The 25284-nt window shown below is 38.4% G+C and carries 9 protein-coding genes, 1 tRNA gene and 1 pseudogene; 5 read left to right on the top strand and 6 right to left on the bottom strand.

Going from position 1 to position 25284, the window contains the following annotated elements:
- Positions 1 to 144: 144 nt before the first annotated feature.
- The 5 genes from PVV69_RS06890 to PVV69_RS06870 all read right to left on the bottom strand — a co-directional run bounded on the left by PVV69_RS06890 (position 145) and on the right by PVV69_RS06870 (position 3988).
- Positions 145 to 218 (bottom strand) — tRNA-Gln (locus PVV69_RS06890).
- Between the two features lie 88 nt (positions 219 to 306).
- Entirely contained in the window at positions 307 to 1065 is a 759-nt protein-coding gene (locus tag PVV69_RS06885; protein ID WP_273756959.1) for an ABC transporter ATP-binding protein, read from the bottom strand.
- Entirely contained in the window at positions 1062 to 2012 is a 951-nt protein-coding gene (locus PVV69_RS06880; RefSeq protein ID WP_273756958.1) for an iron chelate uptake ABC transporter family permease subunit, read from the bottom strand. Before PVV69_RS06880 ends, PVV69_RS06885 begins: the two co-directional genes overlap by 4 nt.
- The gene (locus PVV69_RS06875; RefSeq protein WP_273756957.1) at positions 2005 to 2961 is read right to left on the bottom strand and encodes an iron chelate uptake ABC transporter family permease subunit; all 957 of its coding nucleotides are present in this window, start codon (positions 2959 to 2961) and stop codon (positions 2005 to 2007) included. Before PVV69_RS06875 ends, PVV69_RS06880 begins: the two co-directional genes overlap by 8 nt.
- Before the next feature lie 91 nt (positions 2962 to 3052).
- Positions 3053 to 3988 carry a siderophore ABC transporter substrate-binding protein gene (locus PVV69_RS06870; protein ID WP_273756960.1) on the bottom strand — a complete coding sequence of 312 codons (936 nt, stop codon included), beginning with the start codon at positions 3986 to 3988 and terminating at the stop codon, positions 3053 to 3055.
- Positions 3989 to 4205: 217 nt separating this feature from the next.
- Between PVV69_RS06870 and PVV69_RS06865 the strand changes: the two genes are divergently transcribed.
- A complete protein-coding gene (locus tag PVV69_RS06865; RefSeq protein WP_273756956.1) occupies positions 4206 to 10124 on the top strand; it encodes an autotransporter outer membrane beta-barrel domain-containing protein in 5919 nt (1972 codons plus the stop codon).
- 666 nt (positions 10125 to 10790) lie between these two features.
- Positions 10791 to 13967: an autotransporter outer membrane beta-barrel domain-containing protein gene (locus PVV69_RS06860; RefSeq protein WP_273756955.1), complete on the top strand. Its 3177-nt coding sequence runs from the start codon at positions 10791 to 10793 to the stop codon at positions 13965 to 13967.
- Between the two features lie 436 nt (positions 13968 to 14403).
- Here the strand turns inward: PVV69_RS06860 and PVV69_RS06855 are convergent.
- Positions 14404 to 14967 (bottom strand): annotated as a pseudogene (locus tag PVV69_RS06855) (Arm DNA-binding domain-containing protein); the annotation flags it as partial.
- A 931-nt stretch (positions 14968 to 15898) separates the two neighbouring features.
- On the opposite strand from PVV69_RS06855, the gene PVV69_RS06850 reads away from it, so the two are divergent.
- The 3 genes from PVV69_RS06850 to PVV69_RS06840 all read left to right on the top strand — a co-directional run.
- The gene (locus tag PVV69_RS06850; protein WP_273756954.1) at positions 15899 to 18613 is read left to right on the top strand and encodes an autotransporter outer membrane beta-barrel domain-containing protein; all 2715 of its coding nucleotides are present in this window, start codon (positions 15899 to 15901) and stop codon (positions 18611 to 18613) included.
- A 388-nt stretch (positions 18614 to 19001) separates the two neighbouring features.
- Positions 19002 to 21623 carry an autotransporter outer membrane beta-barrel domain-containing protein gene (locus tag PVV69_RS06845; protein ID WP_273756953.1) on the top strand — a complete coding sequence of 874 codons (2622 nt, stop codon included), beginning with the start codon at positions 19002 to 19004 and terminating at the stop codon, positions 21621 to 21623.
- A gap of 289 nt (positions 21624 to 21912) precedes the next feature.
- Positions 21913 to 25284: hypothetical protein (locus PVV69_RS06840; RefSeq protein WP_273756952.1), on the top strand; the 3372-nt coding region annotated here is incomplete at its 3' end.

Raw genomic sequence — 25284 nt, 5'->3', positions numbered from 1 at the left:
AAAAAAGATTCATGAAAGAGGTTTTAAATACCCTTTGAAAGGTCTTTGAAGACCCTTTGAAAACACCTTAAAAACCCTTTAAAAGAAAATAAATTGGTACAAAACCTGGTGTCAAAATATACAAAACCCGCTGGCAAGCTACATTGGCTGGGGAACTTGGATTCGAACCAAGATTGACGGAGTCAGAGTCCGCTGTTCTACCATTAAACTATTCCCCAATAAGCTAATGCCGCCACTTTTAACAGATTTTAGTGTGCAGGCAAGGATAAAAAAGAATCTTTATAACCATGAATCAGCAAGAGGGATTTATCGATAATAAAAGGCGATAGGAATATCATTGATTGTTTCAATCTGAATATCCATGTCATAAATTTCTTTAAGAATTTCTGGCTGCATAATTTCTTGTGGTGTTCCACAATAGGCTGCTTTGCCCTTTTTAAGGGCAACAATCATATCTGAATAAGATGATGCGAAATTAATGTCATGCATGATAATGAGAATGGTTTTTTTGAGTTCATCGGCTGTACGGCGTAACTGTTTCATCATAGAAACGGCATGTTTCATATCCAGATTATTCAAAGGTTCATCTAACAGGAGATAATCAGTGTTTTGACAGATGACCATTGCAATAAAAGCACGTTGACGCTGTCCGCCAGAAAGTTCATCTAAAAAGCAGTCTTTTAGGTCTTGTAAACCAAGATAGCGAAGCGCACTGTCAATAAATTGTTTATCTTCCTTATTATACCAGCCTTTTGAATATGGATAGCGTCCAAAACTGACTAAATCATATACGGTAAGACGAAAGGATAAAGGATTCTCTTGACGCAGGATTGAGAGTTTTTGAGCCAAAATATCGTGGGGCATTTTATCAATATCACAGCCGTCGATATGAATTGTACCATTCTGGCGGGGTAAAAGACGCCTTATCAGCATCAAAAGCGTGGACTTTCCAGAACCATTGGGACCAATGAGAGAAATAATTCCCCCTTTGGGAAGACGAAGGCACAAATCATCGATAATCAATCTTGCTCCATAAGACTTGGAAAGGTGATTGATTTCAATCATTTTAGTTTTCCCTTTATCAGTAAGGTTAAGAAGACAACACCGCCACAAAATTCAATAATAAAACTTAAACGTCCTGCCATATGAAAAATTTGTTCTAAAATAAATTGTCCACCAACCAGACAAATAATCGCCAATAATATTGCAATAAGCATTACAACACCGTGTTTCACCTGAGAGGAAATTTCATAAGCAAGGTTGGCAACTAACAAGCCCAAAAAGGTGATCGGTCCTACTAGTGTTGTGGAAATGGATACGAGAATAGAAACAAAAATGAGAATAGCTGTAGCGCTTTTGCGATAATCCACGCCAAGATTGAGCGCATTTTCACGTCCCAGAGCAAGTACATCAAGCAGGTGGCGTGAACGCCAACCAATCAGACTCACAATGAAGACAATGACAGTAGAAAAGCCGATTAATGACGTATTGAATTTATTAAAATTTGCAAACATAATATCCGTTAAATTCATCATTTGGTCCGGATTGAGTTGCAATTGCATGAACATACGTAGACTGAAAAAAAAGCCACCTAAAATAACACCAATCAAGAGTGTTAGATGAAGTCCTTTTAGACTCCCTGAAAATAACCAGCGGAAAAGGCTTATGGAAAAGAGAATGAGAATGAAAGTTTCAAAAATCAATTGTCCTTCTTCATTTAAAAAAGGCAAAGAAAGAGAGCCTACAAAATAAATCGTGGTGGTTTTAATTAAAATATAAAGCTGATCAAACCCCATAATTGAAGGTGTAAGGAGACGATTGTTGACCACTGTTTGAAATAAAATAGTAGAAACGGTAATGGTATAGGCAATGAGAAGAAGAGAGATAAGTTTTGTGAGTCGGAACGACCAAGTGTAGATGTTGACATTCCATGTCATGTAAAGACACGTTACGGTGCATGCCACCAGGATAAGCGTTGACAATATAAACGTTGTTTTTTTCTTTTTATCCAAGACGCTTTCTCCAGCGTAACAGCAGTATAATAAAAATAAAACTACCGATAACGCCCATCATAGTACTTATGGGAATCTCTAAGGAAGGGTTAATGATTCGCCCTAAAAGATCACAAATTAAAACCAATCCTGCACCGCTGATTGCTACCCAGGGAGCAGTATGGCGCATATTATCGCCCATGAAATTTGAAACAAGATTTGGAATAATCAATCCAACGAAGGGAATTCGACCAACTGTACAGACAATAACTGCAGTAATTGATGCAACAATAAAGAGACCCAAAATCATAACAGCACGATAATTGAGACCAAGATTATTGGTTAAATCTTCTCCCAGACCAGCAACGGTAAAGCGATCAGCCGTGAAATAGGCAAGAATACAGAGGGGAAGAGAGAACCATAAAAGTTCATATTTTCCCTCTAAAATCATTGCAAAACTGCCAAATAGATAGCCTTGAAGAGAGGGAAGCAACATTTCATAATCGGCAATGGTGTTGGTGAGGGAACCAATAACATAGCCTAGCATAATTCCTGTCAGCGGTACCATGAGGGCCGATTTGAGAGGAATTTGACGTAATAAAAACATAAAAAGCAGTGTACCGGTCATGGCAAAAATTGTCGCGATTATCATTTTTCCTAAAACAGGGATATCGGGCAAAAAAATCATAACAAAAAGAATGCCAAGGGAAGCCGATTCAACGGTTCCAGCGGTAGATGGTTCAACAAAGCGATTTCGTGCAAGCAGTTGCATAATCATGCCGGAGAGTGCAAGTGCTGCACCTGCTAACAGCACTGCAATTGTACGAGGAAGACGGGTTTGCCAGAAAATAAGCCAGGCATGTGGATCGCTTGATAAGAGGTCAGAGGGCGTTACATCGGAATAACCAACAAAAATGCTGAGAATAGACAGAAGGATAAGAATTGTTATGATAATCCAATAATTTTTCACGTTAAATCATTTTCTAACAAAAAACAAAGGCTGTTTAGTAACAGCCTTTGCTCTTAAATTTTATTGCGACAGCACGCAAGTTATTTTACACTTATTTGCTTTTTGTAAAAGCGTCATTGATTTGTTGTGCTGCCTCATTGAGTCCAGTTAGACCACCAGCAGCACGATACCAGCTCCAGGAGTCTAAATAAATAATCTGTTTTTGTTTGCCAGCTGTTGTACGATGAACAAGTTCATTGTCAAGTAGTTGTGCAGCAGATTGTCCTTCCCGTCCAATCGCTGCATCCCGATCAATAACCAACAACCAGTCAGGATTGGTTTCGAGAATAAACTCAGGGGAAATGAGCTGTCCATGTTTCTGCACAGTAAGTTTATCGGTTGCAGGAGCAATTCCAAATGCGGAATGGATGATATCAAAACGTGACTTTGGACCCAAAGCACTGATCTTTCCACCAGAGGTCATAAGGACAAGTCCCGTACCTTTTCCTTTAGTATTCTTACGGACTTCTGCTAAATTTTTATTGAGCTTAGAAATTTCTTCTGCCGCTTCTTTTTCTTTGTCAAAAATTTTCCCAAGGATAGACACATTCCGTTCTATATCCCCAAGAGAGTTTTCATTTCCTACGGTTAGATCAATGGTTGGAGCGATTTTGGATAAATCTTTATACTTGGCTTGAGTTCTCGAGGAAATAATAATTAAATCAGGTTGAAGGGCAGCAATTTTTTCATAATCAGGTTCAAAAAGGGTGCCAATTTTTTCATATTTTGCATCATTGAACTGCTGTAAATATGAAGGTTTCTTCCCTTCAGGAATACCTACCACAGCTTTGATACCGAGGCGATTCATATTATCAAGCGAGGCAATATCAAATACAATAACCTTTTGTGGAGAGGTGGGAACAGAAGTTGTGCCTGAAACATGATCAACTGTTATATTTGCATTAACATTCATACCTGCCCATGCAAATGTTGCAAAGCTCATTGCAACAACAAAAATAGAAGCTACCCATTTCAGATATTTTATCATCATCATTTTATCCTTTATTTCATAAAATATTATTTAAGGGTTTACGCACTTAAAAACTGAACTTAGACATTTTTATGTACAAAATTATGCACAAAATAGCACTATAATAAGATGCAGTATGTTGTAAAATAGACTAATGTATGTTACAAAATGTGCACTTACCTTATTTTCACTTAGTTCTAGTGCTTTTGCAAGTTATATTTAGAAAGTTTGACATATGATCAATGTATTTAAAAATCGTACCCGTTTGTACGCACTGACAACGAGTGCTCTCTTCTTTTTGCAAGGTGGAGGCGTTTCTATGGGAAATGATTCTTCTCCCCAAAGTTCTTTAATTTTGCCTGTAGTGGGTGCTTATACATGTGGAGTTAAGAGTTTTCAGTCTGAACCACTAGCTCCTATTTTTTGTGAGGATGGTAAGGAGCATTCAGCAAAGTATGGGAGTATTCACGTGAAGAGCTATGGTGCTAATGCTGTAACTTCAATGGGAAAGCTTCAGGTTGAGCCAGGTTCTCAAGCCTCAAAGAATGGACAAGAAGCAGGAGCCTTTCCAGAGGAAGGCGTTGGTGTTGATGAGACAACTATTAAATTGAGAAATATGTCTATTAAGGATATGACCCAGCTGAATGTTGGTATATATGAAGGACAGATGGCTGCTAATTATGTAGGAGCTGATGATATGGATCCTGATGATATAGATTCTGATGATATAGGGCCAGAATTTGGAAGTGCTATATTTGCAACAGTTGATGGGAAGGTTGAGTTGCAGGATACCGGAATTTACGATTTTCTGGTTGGTCTTTATGCTGAGGTGGGTGGGAAGATTATTGTGAAGCGTGGGAGAATCCATAGTTTGAATTCAGGAGCTCAGGCTGATAGTGATTCATTGATTACTCTGGATAATACAACGATTAATGTGGAGGGGCTTCCTTCATTTGATCAGCTTTCTGGGGACAGTGATAGCGGTAGTCTTCCTCTTGCACGGCAAAACTCTCAGGTTTCAGGTTTAGGTACAGCGGGCTTGCACAGCTATGGTCAATCAGGAATAGTTATGAAATCTGGATCTATTGTTTTACGAGAAGGTGGAAGTGCAGCCATATCTGAGGGAGGGTTTGTCACATTAGATAATGTTAGTATTAACATTAAGAAAAATGGATCTGAAAACTTACAGGGTAGTTCTGAACGTGCAGAATCTCAGAGTTTAGATGAAGGATCATTTAAGAGTAATATTTTATTAGCAAATAACGGATTTATTTCCTATAAAAATGGAAAATTTGATGGTTCTGATGTTGCTTTTTTGTGGGTACTGGACACTAACGGTAATGACGATGATGAAGACTTTGAGGATTATTTTGATAATGGAGGTGAGTTAGAAAGCGTTCCTAACGTAGGTGGGGTAGGAAACCTTCCTAGCGTAGAGCCGCCGCAACCGTATCAAGAATATAACAGTTCTTTAACTAAGGTTAAAACGCTTATGCCCCAGTTCTTAGGTGAAGAGTCTTCTGGTACGATGAATGACCTTCGGGTTAATGCTGTTATAGACTCTTCAAATATTACATTGAATGGTGAGAGATCTTTTGGCGTATATTTTAGTCATAAAAATATACAATATACGGCAAATCTGGGTGATGATTCAGAATTAGAAGATCAAAGTACGGAAGGGGTAGTAAAGAGAGATTCTGTCGTTTTATTACAAAACACTACTCTTAAAGTTCCTGAAGGTAAGGCCATTTATGGTGAGAATACCACAGGTTCTGTCATTATAGACAAGTCTTCAAAGGGTTCTGGTAGTTCATCTTTAAAGGGTTCTGGCGATCCGTCATCAACTATTTCTGGTGATCTATTGTTGGAAGCTACTTCTAATGCTCATTTGTCAGTTTTTGTTAATGGTGGTTCTATCATTAAAGGTGGTACTCATATTGATCAAAAGTCTCATGCTAAGATTTTCTTGAACTCTGGATCAGAGTGGCACTTAACGAAAAGTAAAAAAACGCACGCTGGTTGTGGGAGTTCATGTGTTTCGTCTATAAACCTGAAAGATGCCACTATTAAGTTTGTGTCTTCAGAAAATGGAGAGAAGCAGACTCTTCGTGTCGGAAGAGGGGATGGTGTAGTTTATACTGCTTCTGGAGACTCTCACATTTATTTTAATGCATCTGTAAATCAGGACAATTCAAAAAACTCTCAAATATCTGATAGGCTTTTGATTCATGGTAATGTTTCTGGTCAGACGAAGGTACATGTGAATGAAAGAGCAGCTAATGGCACAGAAAGTGGACAAAGAGACAATGAGAATAATGTAAAACAGAAACATAAGTATCATAGTGTTTCAATTATTCAGGTTTATGGGGAAGCAACAAAGGATTCCTTTAAGCTTGCAAATGGTTATGTTACGATATCAGGATTGCCTTATCAGTATATTCTTCGTGGTTATGGTCCAACCCTTACTCCGAAGATGCAGTTTTTCGATGGGCGTTTATTAGAAACAACACAAGTTTGGGATTTCCGTTTAGAAAGTAAAATACAAAAAGAAAATGGCACTATGGAAGATCCTCCTTTGGCGACAGACGTAGCTTTAGGGGAATATATGGAGATGGATTTGGGTTTTGCTGCTTTAAAGGATGTAGAATTAGAGTTTGAAAATACTAAAAAAGATATCGTAAAAGAAAAAAACATAAATGGAGGTGCTATAGCTGAGAGATCTAATCTAGACGATTCTTCTGTAGGGCAAAATTCTTTGGCTGAGGTAACTACTCCTCCTCTAGCAGAGGGTTCTGACCCTGAAATTGTATCTCTTCAGGGAGTGCCTACAGTTGCTCCGTTTTCTGCGCTTGCAAGGTCTGATACAGATGAGGCTGTTGATTATTCGGGATCTGAAAGACCTACTTTATCTACTCCATTATTGGAAACAACAGATGAACAGGGTGAAGCCTTAAATATTACTCTTCTTCCTAATTCAAATGGAGGCATTAATGGGAATGAAGCAGAGTATACTTTAGCTTCAGGTGTTCCTACTTCCTCTACTGAGAGAACTGAAAATGTAAATACGCAGACTGTTACACCGTTGAGAAGTTCTGAGGTTGTAACACCTATTACTCATGAGAAAGCTAAAGCGTCTAAGATTGTTGCTGAGCCAGCTGTTTCTATTGTGTCTAAGGAAAAGGAGCTTGCACCTGAGAAGAAGGAAGGTGGTCCTGTAGGGCGTATTCTACTTTCGGCTGGACCTGCTAAAACATCTGAGGTTAACACGCTTACTGTCTCTTCTAAGCCAGCACCTCTTAAGTCACAGGACTCTAAAGTTGTATCTATCAATGATGTTGGGCAAGGAAATGTTTCTTCTCAGTGTGATAGTACGCAGGAAAATGGTGAAGGAGAATCACGAACTTCTTATTCATGTAGTGATGGTGGATCTCATACAATAGCAAATCGTACACTGGAGGCAAAAGGCGAAGATCAGCATTCTGTGCGTGCAGATAAAGATGGTACAGTTCTTAAGTTAGAGAATGCTACCATTATTGGTGCGGGAGGTGATAATGAAAATAGTTCTGATGTTACTGAACGAAACCTTACGAGTGCTGTGCTTGCAGAAGAAAATGCAGAGGTTGTTTTGGATAATAAATCAACGATTAAATCTTCTGTGATTGGGCTTGAAGCTAAAAGTGGCGGAAAAGTTAAGATGACTGATGGAACGGTCAATGCTCGTTATGTGGGTACTGTTGCACGTCCTGGATCTTCTGTTAATTTAAAGGACACGAAAATTAATGTGGAAGGTGCTTTAGCCTCTGCTGGTCTTGTTAGTAGCGGTGGTGAAATAACAATGGATTCTGGTTCTATAAGTGTTACAGGCGGGGCGGCAGTGAAATCAGAATCTGGAGGTAATGTTAATTTAGACAGTGTTAAGATTACTGTAAAAAAACAAGCAGGAAGATCAGAGTCTGCAGAGAAGGTTGAACATGCTGTTATTCTGTTAGACAATAATGGTTCTGTTGATTTGAAGAATGGGACAGTTTCTACTGATGCTACTGCTTTGTGGATTAAAGAAAGCGGTGACGCTGTTAAAGCTAGAACTTCTAGGAGAAGGAAATCTGCTGACGTTCGTCCTTCTTTGAATCGTGCTAATATCGAGTTTTCTACTTTTAAAGTGGAAGGTAATCAATCTTATGGTATATATTTTGATGGGACGAAAAAAGAAGATCAGCAGCGGAATCAAAATAAGGATTCAGGGAATGTGGTTGCAGGATTGCCTGAAATGGCAGGGGCTGCTGTTGAGAAAGTGGGTGTTGTGAAATCTAATGCTGTGTCCCAACAGAAAGAAACACCTATACACGTAACAGGGGCAATTTCATTGAAAAAAACGAACTTTGAAGTTGCAAATGGTATAGCTATTTATGCTAATGGTTCTAATGGTCAGATTTCATTAGAAAAGGAAACGATTCTTGCTGGTGATTTGCTATTGAGCGCTGAGAATAATTCTAGTGTACTTGCTGTGGTTGACAATTCTGTTATCGTAGGTGGTACGCGCGTTGATAAAGGTTCTTATGCAAAATTAGATTTGACCAATAAATCAACGTGGATTCTTACAAGAAGTGCGCATAAGATTGATGAACAAAATTCAGAATGTGTGGATTCATGTATCTCATCTTTAAGTCTTGTAAATAGTCGCATGAAGTTTGTAGCTCCAAAATCTGAAGAGAAATATCAGACACTTCACATTGGAGAGGGTAAAGGTATTGTTTACAGAGCAGAAGGTGATGTTTCAATTCATCTCAATGCGCATTTAAGTCCTAACGATCCAAGTGATGAGCAAGTAACCGATAGGCTTGTCATATATGGTGACGTTTCTGGAAAAACGACAGTACATGTGCGGGGAATTTCGGAAAATATAGCGGATAAGGGGCATGTTAGGAATCCTCATAGTGTTTCAATCATTCAGGTTTATGGAACAGCAGCAAAGGACTCTTTCCAACTGGATGGTAATTATGTTGCATTGCAGAATTCACCTTACAAGTACACTCTCCGTTCTTACAGCCCAAAAGCGACTGCAAAACAGGAGCATGTTGAGCAGAAATTTATTAAGGATGGTGGGGAATTCTGGAACTTCCGTTTAGAAAATCAGTATGTTAAGTCTACTCTTCCTACACTTGTATCTGGTTTTCCTGAACAATTTGTCAGGTCTGTTGTTCCACAAGTTCCAACTTATTTGCTCTTGCCAAATAGTGTATTCCATGCCGGCTTGATGGATGTAAATAACCAAAGCAAGCAGTTGGAGGCATTACGAGCTACTTACAATGGAATGGTAGAAGTTCGTGAAAATCCTGCTTTATATTTGCGTGGATATGGTGGAAGTTACCGTTACACTTCAAACTTGTCTGCCCTTGAATATGGATACAAAGGTGATCTTAACTATAATGGTCTAGAAGCGGGTCTTTTGTTGCAAACAATTGAAAGTACTGACAGCGCTATATCCTTTGGAGTTCTGGGATCTTATGGAAAACTTTCCCTACAACCAGTGGATGTTGAACAAAGCCAAGAAAGTACATTTGATAAATGGACTGCTACAGCATATGGTAGCATGCAGCATGATGCAGGCTTCTATGTAGATGGTCTTTTGTCCTATGGTTTGCTCAAAGGTGATGTTCTCACTCTTGCACGGGGTAAGACAGCAACATTGAAGGGTAATCCTTTGAGTGTTTCCTTGACAGGAGGTCAGACAATTGCAACGGGATATGAAGGTTTTGTCGTTGATCCGCAGGTTCAGGTTGTTTATCAACATCTTCAGTTTGAGAAAGCCCGTGATATTGACAATTTTGATATTGAAATGGGCAAACTTGATCAGTGGGTTGCACGTGTCGGTGGACGTTTAACCAAGACGCCTAAGGGATCTGAAGGAGTAAATAATGTTTCCTTCTATAGTAAGCTTTATCTTGTGCATGGTTTTGGAGGGAAGAAATCTGTGCAGTTTAAAGATGCTTTCCAGTTAGGTGCTTTTGGTTCTTCCTTAGAAGCTGGATTAGGCTTTAATGCTAAATTATCTTCAGCGTTTTCTCTTCATGCTGATCTTGTCTATCAACATAAGCTCAATAAAGCTGGTTTTTCTGGAACAAGTTTTTCCGGAGGAGTACGTTATCAGTTTTAACATAAGGTACAGTATGTACCTTTTAGGAAAGGCGGCACCCTGTGCTGCCTTTTTTCTTTGTAACAATATGTTGTGATCAAAAACTTTCTTTTTGAGATAGGAGTGCACAACATGTTTTGTTTTATGCATGGAAGCATTTTATTAAGCTTACATAAATGTTTTTTAAATTTTTCTGATAATCATCATCCCGCTATTTATCTTTAGGCACTTCTTTAATGATGAGGGAGCCTAGTATTCGTATAGGATATCTTGATCTTGTTTTGTGCTGATTTGTTTAGCCATTATCATGCTTGATCTTTGCTAAAATTCGTTTTTTACGAATTGGGTCAATCTCTTTTACGCACATATCTTTGATCGTTTTTTTAGAAAACGATTGTTGGTTGTAATTCTTATTAATTTACACGCATTGATTTATTTTTTCTTTACACGAAATACAGAATGCATTATACACTTATAAATTGTACTGAATAATTATTTCTCTTATTGGTGGTTTTGTGTTGTCTGTAGAGCTTCCAGTAAGTTCGTTTTGATCATTCATTACACGGTTCAAATGAGTATGAGATGCGTTCCTTTGGTTACACCTTTTCGTATTTAAGGGGTGCGTAGGGATGTTTTTACGAATGCTTTTGTTTTCAATGAGAGGGGAAAAAAGGTTTCGAGGGAACTATGATTAAAATATTTAGAAATCGTGTGTGTTTATATACTGTCACAACGGCTATCCTTTCTTTGCTACAAAATGGAATAGTCGTTTGTGCAAGTGCAGAGGAATATGGGGGTAGATATAAGATTACTGTTACTCCTGTTCCTAATAATCTGCCTTATAAGATCAGTGTTATTCCTATGCCGCCTACTTCTCCCAATCTTGAGAATGTTCCTCTTTCCCCTGTTCCTAATATGTCACGTGAAAGGCTTCCTAGCATTTCTGGGCAGGCAGGTAACTATAATGCGCTTAGTGGGAGCAGAAATGGCAGTTTGAGTGGACTTAGTGGGGAGAGAAAGGCTTTTTTGAGTCAATTTGCTGGAGATAATTCCAGTTATCCTCCCCTTAAAGGAATAGGTGGGGATAAAGACGGTGGGAGGTACGTTTACACGTATGACAGGACGGGAAAAGATAAACTTACTCTATATGATGGTGCATATTATATATGCGATAATTGCAAAACGGACACAATTAACGATAAATCTTATAAGATTATGGGGGAGAACGGTGATGGAGTTACGTCTAGTCGTGTTGCTATAACAGTAAAAAAAGCGCCTGCGGAAGTAAAAGGGAAAAATATAACTGTTCGTAGTGAAGTTGAAGGAAAAGCTTTTGCACGTGGTGTGTCTGTATCGGAGGGAGGAAAAATTACTTTGACCGATTTAAAACTCAGTAATGCAGAGGTAGCTCTTCATGCTAGTGATGGGAGGATTGAAGTAAATAATGGCGATATTCGTGAAAGCAGAATGGCTGTGCAAGCTATAGGGAAGAACACAAATATTGCGTTAAAAGATGTGCAAATTAAAACGAATGGTGACGGTGAAAAAGCAAGCGTTTATAGTTACGGTGATTCAGAAGTTAATATGAGTGGTGGCTCTCTTGATTTCATGAACGGCCATGGAATTTATTCTGCATTAGGTGGGAAAGTAAATCTCAAGGCTGTTAATATTACTGCGAGGGGTGATGAAAATAAAAAACATGCGGTTTTGTACACGGATTTAGGTGGTTCTGTTACATTTCAGGGAACTATTGATGCTGAGAATATGCATGGCATATTATTAGAAAATACTATCAGAACTCCTAATTCGGTTCCTTTATTTAAGGATTCTGAGTCTCATTTTACTGTGTCTGAGGTTGATGTGTCTTCTTCTTCTATTACAGTAAAAGGTGATGGAGCTTATGGTATATATTTTAAGGGAGGCAAGCCGTGGGAAAACACCGATGATCAAGAAAGTTTATTGAAGGAAGAACTTATCTCCAGAGTGGAAGTTGTTAATTTAAGAAGAACAATGTTTTCAGTTTTAGACGGTACGGCTCTTTATAGTACTGGTGAAACGAATGGTGTTGTCAGTTTATTACAAAGTAGCCTTCATTCAGAGAATTCATTGTTAAGAGCTGAGGAAGGTGCTTCTATAATAGTTTTAGCAGATGCCTCTACTCTTGAAGGGAGTAGTTATGTTGATGAGGACTCTAATGCTGAACTTTATTTAAGCAATGAATCTGCGTGGATTTTACAACGAAAGAAACAGGAAAATCAGCATGAAGCTAAGATTATAAGTGCTTCATCTGTTTCACGTGTAAGTCTTATGAATGATAGTGCTATTAAGTTTATAAACTTAAAGCCTGATAGTAATTACACTTATCATACACTTCACATTGGACATGGAATTGATGATATTTATAGGGCGCAGGATGGTGCGCATATTTATCTTAACGCATATCTGAATAGTGGTGGTCCAATTGATAATCAACAGACTGACCGTGTTTTAATTCATGGTGATGTTTCTGGAACAACTATGATTCATGTGCATGGTGTTTCAGGAAGTCCTGGAGGACCTACGGGCAGTGGGGGAAATGACCAAGGGATTTCCATCATTCAGGTTTCTGGAAAAGCAAATCAAAATTCTTTTCAGTTAGAGGGCGGTTATGTTGCGTTAGATAATTCACCTTATCAGTATAAGCTTTATAGTTATGGTCCACAATCTAATTTGGGAAAAGCAAACCCTGCTCAAAGATTAGTTAAAGGCTCAGGAGAGTTTTGGGATTATCGCCTTGAAACTGGATATATGACGCCAGAGCCTGAGCCACCAGCCCCTTCTCCTGAACCAGGACCTTCTCCAACGCCTCCTCCAGCTCCTCCAGGACCAGAGCCAAAACCTCATCCTAAGCCAGGTGTTAAGGCTGTTGTACCGCAAGTTCCGACCTATCTGCTATTGCCAAATGCTCTGTTCCATACAGGCTTGATGAATATTACTCATACAAACAAGTGGTTAGAGCCCTTGCGCATTGTTTCTGGTGGAATGTTAGAAAGGCGTGAAAATCCCGCGTTCTTTGTGCGTGGTTATGGTGGTAATCACCGTTATAGGTCAAATCTTTCTCGGCTTGAATATGGTTATGGAGGTGAGCTTGACTATAATGCCATTGATGCAGGTGTTTTGCTACAAACATTTGAAAATAGATATGGTGCCTCTTCTTTTGGAGTTATTGGATCTTATCAAAGACTTTCTCTGCAACCTCTTGATGTTGAACAGAGTCGAAAAAGTACATTTGATAGATGGGCTGCTACGGCATATGGTGGTATGCAGTGGGATACGGGATTTTATGCGGATGGTCTTTTGTCCTATGGTCTGTTCAAAGGAGATGTTCACACTCTTGCACGTGGCAAGACGGCAACATTAAAAGGAAGATCTCTCAGTGCTGCATTAACTTCTGGTAAAGCGTTTGTAATAGGGGATGATGATCTTATGTTTGATCCGCAGGTTCAGGTTGTTTATCAGCGTCTTCAATTTGATAAGGCCCGTGATATTGATGCCTTTGATATTGAGATGGGTACTCTTGATCAGTGGCTAGCACGTATTGGTGGACGTTTAACAAAGGTGCTTCCTGCTGCCGATGAGGCTCATGTTATTTCCTTGTATGGTAAACTTCATGTTACTCACAATTTTGGCAAGAAACAATTTGTGCAGTTTAAAGATGCTTTCCAGTTAGGCGCTTTTGGTTCTTCGTTAGAGACTGGGTTAGGTTTTAATGCCCAATTGTCTCCGAAGTTTACCCTTCATGGTGATTTGGTTTATCAGCATAAGCTGACTAAGGCAGGCTTTTCTGGAGCCAGTTTTACTGGCGGATTGCGCTATAATTTCTAAAATCCAGTTACAATACCTAGCTTTATGTAAAAGGCAGTATAATATGCTGCCTTTTTTCTTTGTTATAATCTGCTGTACTCTCACAAGATTTTTGCCATTTTAATACAAGTGGAACAGTTATGATTTTTTATTATTTTATGTATGAAAAGTCTGATGAGCTTATTGTACTCAATAATTGCCAAATTTTACCTTTCATAGCTATTTCCTATGTGGCAAATTGATTGTTTTGCCATTTAAAGTAAGAGTACTGAATACAGAAGGTTCTATTATTTTTATTTCTCTTCTGATGAATTCAGAAAGTCATTTTCAGGCGTGTCACAAGGTGGAGTGATCTGTAGATGTACACCATTTTAAGAATGGTGAAGAAGATCATTTAGAACCATTTTAATAAAAGGCATTTATGAGTGGTTTGATTTTGAAAATGAAATGGTAGTGCTGCTTGTAAATCAACATCTAAATGTAATTTAGCCGCATGTTTGAGACAAATGACGGTTCAGTGCTTTTTCTGCTGTTGCAGCTTTTGTATGCCAAATAGCAGCAGGAATATGGCGTATCTCTGTTTGTGTAATTTCTGAAATGGGAATACAGCTTAATGAGCGAGAACATAAAGTTGTAAAGGCATAAATTGATTTCTAGCTCTACCATCACTTTTTAATTTAATGCAGCTTTACGGCTTTCAAAGGCATTTATAGCAATATCTTTTAAATAATGGAGATTGCGTATTGCCCCCCGGTTTTGTTTCTCTCGTTTTTTAATGGGATCACGCTCCTCATGCAAACCAAAACGCCACCCAGTTGCACATTCACGCGCTTGTTTTAAAGAGACATCTCTCAAGACACCCAAGCCCATTTCACGGCGCCGACCATGAATGGTATAACGGTAAATCCATTGAGCACCGCCATCTTTACGTTTATGAAGGAGCAAGCCGGTACCATCATACTCTTTGCTAGCCCCCAATATTGCTACAGCTTTTGGTATTTAGACAGTTCATGAAAGATATTTTAAGTCCTTTCTTCTGTAGTTTTGACCCATACACCAGTATCGCTTGTAATGTGGAAGCCAATGATTTTGATTGATTCAACATGGGAGAGATTTGAAGTGAGAAAATCTTACGCTATTTGGAGGGTAATTCAAACTGAAAATGTTAAAATATCTTTAAAATCAATATGATAAGCTGTTTTCTTTCCTCAATCTAAAAGTGGTCGTATTCAATAGATCTATACGTATTTATAGGCAATGTTGTGAGATAGGATTTTTAGCAATAAAAGATGTTTTTTTAAGAACGTGCGTGAATGAGTCCGCGTAATAATGTGCCATTTTTTTGTGTTTGTGATTCCATTTAAAAAACGCCGTAAACAAAAATGTGAAATAACATCTCCATTCTTTAAAAGATATTGTTCTAGGTGCTTTTGAAGGTTGAAAACCAAATTTAAAAGAGGCAATAAAGATGGAAATTGGGTTTTCTTTTACGTCTTTATATTTTTAACTAACTAAAATGATATTTATCTTATTAAGAGATAAATAAGACAGATATAGACTATTTTTTTCTTCATTTTCTTTACAAAAGCTGGTGTTGCTCACAGAGCACTAATGCATTTCACATTTGTCTCAAAAATATGGTCAAAAAAGTCTTAAATGCTGTTTTAAAGGCAGCATCTTAATCACGCAATGTTATAAATACAAATTTACTAAAGTTATCTTTTTAGTATTTTTTGTGCATTTCATATCGTTTTCAGTGGTATTCTCGTAAGTTTTTATAAAAATGACAAATTTAGACTGTAATATTCTGATAATTTCTATTTCTCATTTACATAAAACACAAAATAAACTAATAAACATAAAAAATTCTAACAAAACGTATTAAATTTTTTTGATGCAGTTTTGAGAAATGTAGCTCTTTTAATCAATTGCGGGATAAATATGGTGGAATTATGGTAAAGATATTTAAAAATCATCTCTCTTTATGTGCTTTTACAACGGCATGCCTTTTTTTTGTACACAAGGTTGATGCCGAGGTTCAAACCGTTGCCGTTAGTGCAGTGCAAGCGAATGCTTCCGCTTCTGCTGTTGTAGTGCAAAATGGTAAGAATGAATTTTCATGTAATACGGACGCTAATTTTTTTTGGTGTAATGGGGGACATTGGGGGGCTATTTCTCATAAAACTTATCAGAAAACCAAGGACGACACTAAAGAAGCAGCTATAAGGGCATCTGGGAAACTTACAACTTGGAAACGTACAACGATTAAAGGGAAGGATATCGCCATTAAAGATGCTGCAACTGCTGGTGAAGAGGACTTTTGGCAGTATGGTATTATAGCAGATAATTTTGGAGAAGTTCATATAGAAAAAGGAGCGATTGATCTTACAAAGGGTGTTGGAGTTCAAACAAAAGAAGAAGGACAAGTGACTTTAAAAAGTGTTACCATTACTAAAAAGGGTGACCAAGCGGGCAGTGGAGGTCATCATAGTAAGAATTCAGTTTTTCAGATGGCTCAAAATGCTGGCTATATTCGTTTTGAAGATGGTAAAGTTAAAGCTACAAATGTCCATGGTGTTTCATTTCAGGGAGATGTTGGTTATATTGATATAATGGATTCCACTGTTGCTGTGGAAGGTAGTACATCCTATGGCTTCCATTTTTTTGAAGGGGCAGCATCTGAGAGTCAAAAGCAAACGGCAGATTCTTATGAGAAAGAGCGACTTTATCGCTTTTTTGGGGAGAGGCAGTTATTTGGAGGCTTGCCAGAAACAAATTTACCAAAGCGAGGAAGTGCTCATTTATACAATACCACTTTAAAAGTGCCAAATGGTATAGCCATTTATAGCAACAAATCTGGTGGGCTGATTAAGCTTTTAGAAAAATCTGAAATTTCTGGGGATTTATTGTTAAAGGCTGGAGATCATTCTTTTATAAAGGTTTCGGCTGATAATTCTACGCTTATAGGGGGTGTCCATCTTGATGGTAGTTCTTCTGCTGAATTCCGCTTGAGAGATAATTCAAAATGGATTTTGTCACAGACCCAAAATGTCAGTTTGCGAGATTCTCTTTCTATGAGTGTTTCGTCGGTTTCATTGATACATCTTATTGATAGTTCTGTCGCTTTTGAACAACCAAAGACTAACATAGCTACGGATTATCAAACGCTTCGTATTGGGAAAGGATCAGGTCTGGTTTATAAGGCGCAAGGTAATGCGCGTCTCTATTTTAACACTTACCTCAATAGCGGGGGGACTCTTCAAAATCAAAAAACGGATAGGCTTTTAATTCATGGTGATGTTGAGGGAAATACGATAGTACATGTACAAAGTGTTGCTGGAAGTCTAGGGGAAGGCACTGGGAAGTATGGGAATAACAAAGGTATTTCAATTATTCAGGTGTCTGGAAGCGCAAGTCAAGATTCTTTTAAGTTAGATGGTGATTATGTTGCATTGGAGAGCTCACCTTATCAATATAGGCTTCGTGCTTATGGTCCAGGGTCTGATTTAGGGGAGGCAAGTTCTGCTCAGAGATTAGTTGAAGGTAAAGAGGATTTTTGGGATTTCCGCCTTGAGAATGGGTATATTGATTCCCATCCTAGCTCTAGTCTAGCTCCTAGTTCTACGTCTGTGCCGGGTTCTTCCCCCGGATTTAGACCCATTGCTGGTCCAGATTTTGAACATCATTCTGAGTTTATGAGAAAGGTTGTTGTTCCGCAATTGCCAACCTATTTGCTTTTGCCCAATAGTGTATTCCATGCCGGTTTGGTTGATATTAGCAATCAAAATAAGCAGTTGGAAATACAGCGGAGTATATCCAATGGAATGCTAGATGTTAGTGCAAATTCTGTTTCATTTTTGCGTGGCTATGGTGGGAGTTACCGTTACACTTCAGACCTATCTTCGTTCGAATATGGTTATAAAGGCGATCTTAGTTATCATGCTGTAGAGGCAGGTATTTTGTTGCAAAAAATTGAAAACTCTAACAGTATCATATCTTTTGGAGTTATGGGATCTTATGGAAAGCTTTCTCTACAACCAGTGGATGTTAAACAAAGTCAGAAAAGTACATTTGATAAATGGACTGCTACAGCATATGGTAGTATGCAGCATGATGCAGGCTTCTATGTAGATGGTCTTTTGTCCTATGGTCTGGTCAAAGGTGATGTTCTCACTCTTGCACGGGGTAAGACGGCAACATTGAAGGGGCATCCTTTAAGTGTTTCCTTGACAAGTGGTAAGACAATTGCAACAAGGTATGCAGGATTTGTTGTTGATCCGCAGGTTCAGGTTGTTTATCAACATCTCCAGTTTGAGAAGACCCGTGATATTGATAATTTTGATATTGAAATAGGCAAGCTTGATCAGTGGGTGGCACGTGTTGGTGGACGTTTAACCAAGACGCTTGCTGTATCTAAAAAAGATCTTGATGTTTCTTTATATGGGAAAGTCCATCTTGTGCATGGTTTTGAAGAAAAGAAATCTGTGCAGTTTAAAGATGCTTTCCAGTTAGGTTCTTTTGGTTCTTCCTTAGAAGCTGGGTTTGGTTTTAATGCTCAGTTGTCGCAAAAATTTGTCTTTAATGCTGATCTGATTTATCAGCATAAGCTCACGAAAGGTGGCTTTTCTGGAATAAGTTTTTCTGGAGGATTGCGTTATCGTTTTTAGCCATACATGAAATGTAAAACATATTACACATAAGTAGAGAATGGTATATTAAGCCTTTTATAGTGTTCTTTATTTTTACTCATCTATTCTTTGCATATTGTTCATATTTATGCCCCTAGATTTTGTGATCTAGGGGCAAATTTTATGTATGAAATGATGGGAAAAGGTCTTTATGAAAATAGAAAAATGCATCATGTGATACATTGCACTTAAACATCATAAGCGTTGTAGTAAAGTTATAGATAGTGACTTTATTGTGTTATTTTTTTGTTTTTAGCTTTACATTTTATTCAAAATGAATTAAATGGATTGCCCCGTAATGAAGCAATCGGTAGATGTGTTTCTTTGTTTTGAATGAGGGGGAGAGAAGAAAGTTGATAAATAAATTATGATTAAAACCTTAAAAAACCATGTATGTTTATGTGCTCTTACAACATCTGTTTTTTTCTTTATGCCGAATATAAGTGCTGGTGCACAAGATTCTAAACCTTCGTGTAATTCTCTTTTTAAGTCGTATCCGTGTGATGCTCTTGGGACAATTAAGAGTGCTAGCGAGTCTCTTTCGAATGTTGCTTATGTGAGTGGTGATACGAGTGTAAAAATAATTAATAAGAGAATTGTTAAGGTAGGAGAGAAAGAAAATTTAGGGGTTTATGGGATTTTACAGTTAAAAAAGACTGGTGAGATTGCATCAGAGGTATTTGCACAAAAAAATATGGAAATCTTTTTTAATGACGTTTCTGTTACTGGTCGTGGTAAAAAAATAGGTAGCCGTAATAATGACATAAAACAGTCAGTTTTTGGTGTAAAGCAAGGTGGCACTCTTTTGGTTCTGAATGGTAAGGTTGATGTTACCGATGTTCATGGTTTAGTAATGGAGAGTTCAACGGGAGTTTTTATTCCTGGCGGTGAGTCTCTTTATGGCGTATTAGATGGTAAACGTTTGTATGGCTCATGGGATTGGCGTTATTCTAAGGTTGTTTTTGAAAATTCAGATATTACCGTTAAGGGACGTGGGGCTCGCGGGATGTATTTTCAGGGAAATTCTTTACAAGAGGACTACGAAGAAGGAGAGGCATTGGTTCAATTAGGGGAGCTTGAGTTTAAGAAGACAGCCTTTAAAGTTCCTGATGGTACAGCGATTTATATAGATGATTCTAAACGATACCCTTATATCACGGCATCAGAGGGGGCACGTATCTTTGCTGATCGGTTATTAGAGGTTAAGAATCATTCGTATGTGGTGGTTAATGCTGATGCTTCTTTTCTTGTGGGGGGGACGCGTATTGATACGAATTCTTATGCTGAAATTGAGCTATCTAATAAATCAAAATGGACTTTAACACCGGGAAAAAATAATAAATGGCGCGATTCATCCGTTTCGTTTGTAAGAAACATTGATAGTTCCATTTTTTTCCAAAAACCGAAAAATGGTCGTTATCAGACTCTTCACATTGGGGCAGATGACCTTGTCTCAGATTATGCTTATGTTGCAAAAAATGCGCGTCTTATTGTAAACGCATCTCTTACTACAGATGGTCAAAACAAAGGGATAAAGGCTGATAAAGTTTTAATCTACGGTGACGTTTATGGAAACACAAAAGTACATGTTGTGGAGATTCCAGTTAATTCAAGGAAAGGAAAAAGTCTTAGCCAAGATGATAAAAAAAGTAGTCATAGTGTTTCAGTTATTCAGGTTTATGGAGAAGCGGCAGAAGATTCTTTTAAACTAGCGGCTGGTTATGTGGCTCTAAGAGGAGCGCCTTATCGATATCGTCTTCGTGCTTACGGTCCAACTTCATCTCTCGGCAATGCAAAAAATGAGAACATGTTGGCGAAACAGAAGTCCAGTAAGAGTAATGGAGGTTTTTGGGATTTCCGCCTTGAAACGGAGTATGTTCAGAGTTCTTCTCAGTTAAAAACATCTCAGTTGCGAAAGAATAGCTCTCGTTTCCGTGTATCTCGTTCTATTGGATCTTCTGCTGATCGTAATTATGTTGTAGCGGATGCTGAGGGTTTTATCTTTTATCCTGGTACGGGAATTAAGGCTGTTGTACCACAAGTTCCAACATATCTTCTTCTGCCAAATGCTTTATTTCATGCTAGTTTAATGGATATTAGCAATAAAAACAAGCAGTTAGAAATATCTCAGACTGCTGTAGGGAACTTTTTAGAAAATAGTGAAAATCCTGCTTTTTTTGTGCGGAGTTATGGCGGAAATAGTCGTTATGTTTCAGATTTGTCTGATCTTGAATATGGCTATGGAGGCAATCTTGGTTATCATGCTGTAGAGGCTGGTGTTTCACTCAAAGCAATGAAGAGCGCTGATTGTAGCACAGGCTTTGGAATTATGGGAACTTATGGGAAAATTTCCCTACAGCCTCAGGATGTCGTAGAGAGCAAAAAAAGTGCATTTGATAAGTGGTTGGTTACAGCCTATGGCAGTATACAGCATGACACGGGATTTTATTTAAATGGACTATTTTCTTATGGTTTATTTAAAGGGGATGTCCTGACTCTTGTAAGAGGAAAAACAGCAGAATTGAAGGGAAATGCTCTGAGTGCTTCGTTGAGTGTCGGTAAGTCCTTTATGACAGGATATGAAGGTTTTGTTTTTGATCCACAGGCTCAGGTTGTTTACCAAAATCTGCAATTTGATAAGGCGTCTGATATTGATGGTTTTGATATTGAGATGGGAAAACCTAATCAGTGGGTGATGCGCGTTGGTGGGCGTTTAAGTAAAGCACTTGCTGTCTCTCAAACGGGGAGCGTTGTATCGTTTAATGGAAAGCTGCATTTCACTCATTGTTTTGGAGAGAAACAATTTGTGCATTTTGGAGATAAATTCCAGTTGGGAGCTTTTGGTTCGTCGTTAGAAGCAGGACTTGGTTTTAATGCGCAATTATCTTCGAAGTTTGCCTTGCTTGGAGATGTAACCTATCAGCATAAGCTTAGCAAAGCTGGTTTCTCAGGAGCACGTTTTTCTGGCGGTCTTCGCTATCATTTTTAGAGACCTAAAAAATACACGATAAGTTTTACATGAGTATAGGGTTTACTATGAAAATAAAACGGTTTTTGAAGCGTTATGTTTTTTGCTCTGCTCGTGTTTAACTTATTGTTATGAAAGGTATTATTTTGTTTTAATAAAGGGGGGGAGAAGGGGAAAATTGATAATGTTTATAGTTAATATATTGAGGGATTATAAGTTTTTATTTACTTTTACAGCCCCGGTTGTGTGTTTTATATCAGTCGTACATGCTAATGCGAATTCTAATTATTTGCGAACTTCCTGTAATGTAATGAAGAGCACGTATGGATATTCTAAAGGTAATACTAGCATAGGTTCTACAACTTATTATATATCCCCCACTGCTCAAGATCCATCTGTTTCGTCAGATGCGTTTGTTGCGGATGTGCTTGTAGACAAAGCAGGAACTAGTCTTACTTATGTAAACACAATCGTTAAGGGTGTTGTACCAAAGCAAATATTATCATATGGTGGATATGTAAAAGATGGTGCAAAGTTTATTCTAAAAAATGCATATTTTCAGAATATATCCGGTTTTCGTGCTCAGAATGGGCACGTTATAATGAATGGAGGAAAGATTGAGGGAGTAGTGCAAGTTGTTTGTGCAGAAGGAAAAGAAACAGATATTTCTTTAGATGGTGTAAATATTGCGATTACTTCAGATGATTTAGATGTAAAAGAAGTTGGTCTTATAAATGGTTTGGGTGCATTCTCAACTCAGGGTGGGGCAAAATATCTTATTGATAAGAGCGTCATTAAGGGAAAAGGGAAGAAATACACGATTGTAGTTAATGATAAAAATGTCGATAAATTGCTAGAAGCTTTTAATATCTATCAAGGTGGTTATGTTCATTTGAAGGACAGTTCTATTCAATTTGATCATATGCATGGTTTCTTGATTAACAATTTTTCAGGTTATGTAAATAGTAGAGGCCAGCTTCTTCAAGAGGATGCTTTATCAGGTATTTTAAAGAAGACAAACATTGTGATTGAGAACTCAAATGTTTCTGTGCAGGGAAAGGGAGTTTATGGTTTATATTTTAATCTATTAGATCCAAACGTAGTAGCTACATATTACGGACAAAATGCTATTTCAAAACAGCCAAGGATTACTGCGGGAACGGCGTCTGTTCATTTAAAAAAGACCACTCTTACAGTTCCATCTGGTACGGCTATTTATGCTACTGGGCAGGGTGGTATTGGAGTTAGCGGTTCTCTTGAGTTATCAGAAGGTACAACGATTTCTGGTGATTTGTTGTTAAAAGCTGAAAATAACTCCTTTATGTCTATTAAAGCTCACTCTTCTTCACTTAATGGAGGTATATATGTAGGGAAGACGGCTAGGGCTAATTTACAGTTAACTCATAACTCAACATGGTTTCTAACAAAAAGAAAACATGAAGATTTACAAGAAACTGATTTTATAGATTCCTATATTTCATATGTGAGTCTTTCTGACAGTACTATTGTTTTCAATCGGGATGCATCCAGCGGTTATCAAACATTACATATCGGTAATCTTGCATACCAGAAAGCATATAGTGCGGAGGGTAATGCTCAGATTAAGATGAGTACTTTTGTGAATAATGATGGCTTATTTGATTCTCAAAAAACCGATCGTATTTTGATCGATGGTGGTGTTTTTGGCGCTACATTACTTGTGATGGAAAATTTTTCCAAAACTTCAGAAAAGAAAGTAAGCGGTAAAGGAAGCAGTAGTGTTTCACTTGTTCAAGTTTCTGGGACTGCACAGGAGAATTCATTTCAATTCTCTCCTAGTTATATTGCAATCAATGGGTTGCCTTATCAATATCATCTTCGTGCCTATGGTCCAGGTTCTTCTCTTGGGAAAGCCGATACCCGAAATAGATTAGTTGCAGGGAGAGGAGACTTTTGGGATTTTCGTCTCGAAGCTGTTTATCTTGACCCTAAGATAGATTCTGCTGAATCTGTTTCTCTTCCCTCTGAATCTGACACATTAGCTCCTACTTCATCTGTACCGTCTAAGTCTGTTGATCCTTTGCTCGAAGAGTCCATATCATCTCCTTCTATTGAGCCAACTGTAGAATCTGTTCATGAGAATTCTATAGTTGAAACTACGCCTGTTTTACAAATATCTCCCTCTGTTCCAGCGGAATCTTCCCCTATAGAATCTACACCTCCTTTTTCTGAAGCGTCTGTCACACAACCTCCTTCTGTTGTGCCTATGCCAATATCTACTCCTACGGAGGCTCCATCATCTGTTCCAGTTGAACCTTCAACTATAGAATCTACACCGATGCCATCTGATCAAGAAAATTCTCTGCCTACGAGTTTTACGTCCTCATCTGAGTCTGTTACATCGGAGTTATCCTCATCCTCTTTATCTGAGACGCCTGTATTGTCTACTTCTAATGTTTCAGCTAAATCTTCTTCTGTGCAGCTTGTTTCCACAAAAATTTCGATTACAGGTTCTAATCCTACTCTCTCGAAATCTGACACATCAACACCTTCTCTATCTGAGGTATCTGATCTAGTAGATCCTCTACCTGCGAATTCTAAGACTACATCTGTTTTACCTATATCCTCTTCTGTAGATTCTACGTCTACTCCTGTCTCATCTATACCCACGTCGTCTGCACCTGCAGAAACTTCTACTGCGGGATCTGATACCGTAACTTCTTCGGCTACAGATCCTAATTCTACTTTCTCTGAATCTGAAATATCAGGATCTTCTCCATCTGAGGCATCTGAACAAGTAAATTCTCTATCTGAGACTTTTGTATCATCTACTTCTGATGTTTTAGCTAAATCTCCTTCTATGCGACTTGTTCCTACAAAAATTTCGATTAAAGGTTCTAATTCTACTCTCTCTAGATCTGACCCCTCACGGTCTTCTCCATCTGAGTCATCTTATCCAGTAAATCCTTCACCTGCAAATTCTACGTCTACTCCTGTTTCATCTACATCTTCTCCTGTAGATACTACGCCTGTGCCATCTAAGGCGATTGAGTCTCTTCCTGAAGGTTCTACATCTGCGGTTTCATCTGTTTTGGTTGGAAATCCTTCTCCTGAAGCTACAACGGAGGTGCCTGATCTGGTGGTTGCCACTCTACCTGTGGGACCTCCATCTGCACCGTCTGTTTCAGTTGAAACTTCTTCCACGGCTTCTATATCCACGTCGTCCACACCTGCAGAATCTTCTTCTGTGCGATCTGATTCCATAACTTCTTCGTCTACGAGTCCTAATTCTACTCTCTCTGGATCTGATACATCAGCAGTTTCTCCGTCTGGATCATCTGAACCAGTAAATTCTTCATCTGCGAATTCTAAGTCTACTCCTGTTTCATCTACATCTTCTCCTGTAGATACTACGCCTGTGCCATCTAAGGCGATTGAGTCTCTTCCTGAAGGCTCTACATCTGCGGTTTCATCTGTTTTGGTTGGAAATCCTTCTCCTGAAGCTACAACGGAGGTGCCTGATCTGGTGGTTGCCACTCTACCTGTGGGACCTCCATCTGCACCGTCTGTTTCAGTTGAAACTTCTTCCACGGCTTCTATATCCACGTCGTCCACACCTGCAGAATCTTCTTCTGTGCGATCTGATTCCATAACTTCTTCGTCTACGAGTCCTAATTCTACTCTCTCTGGATCTGATACATCA

The organism is Bartonella sp. MM73XJBT (genome assembly GCF_028618465.1).
Lineage (GTDB): Bacteria > Pseudomonadota > Alphaproteobacteria > Rhizobiales > Rhizobiaceae > Bartonella.
Note: the sequence above shows the minus strand (reverse complement) of the source record. Positions and strands in the feature narration are given on the sequence as shown.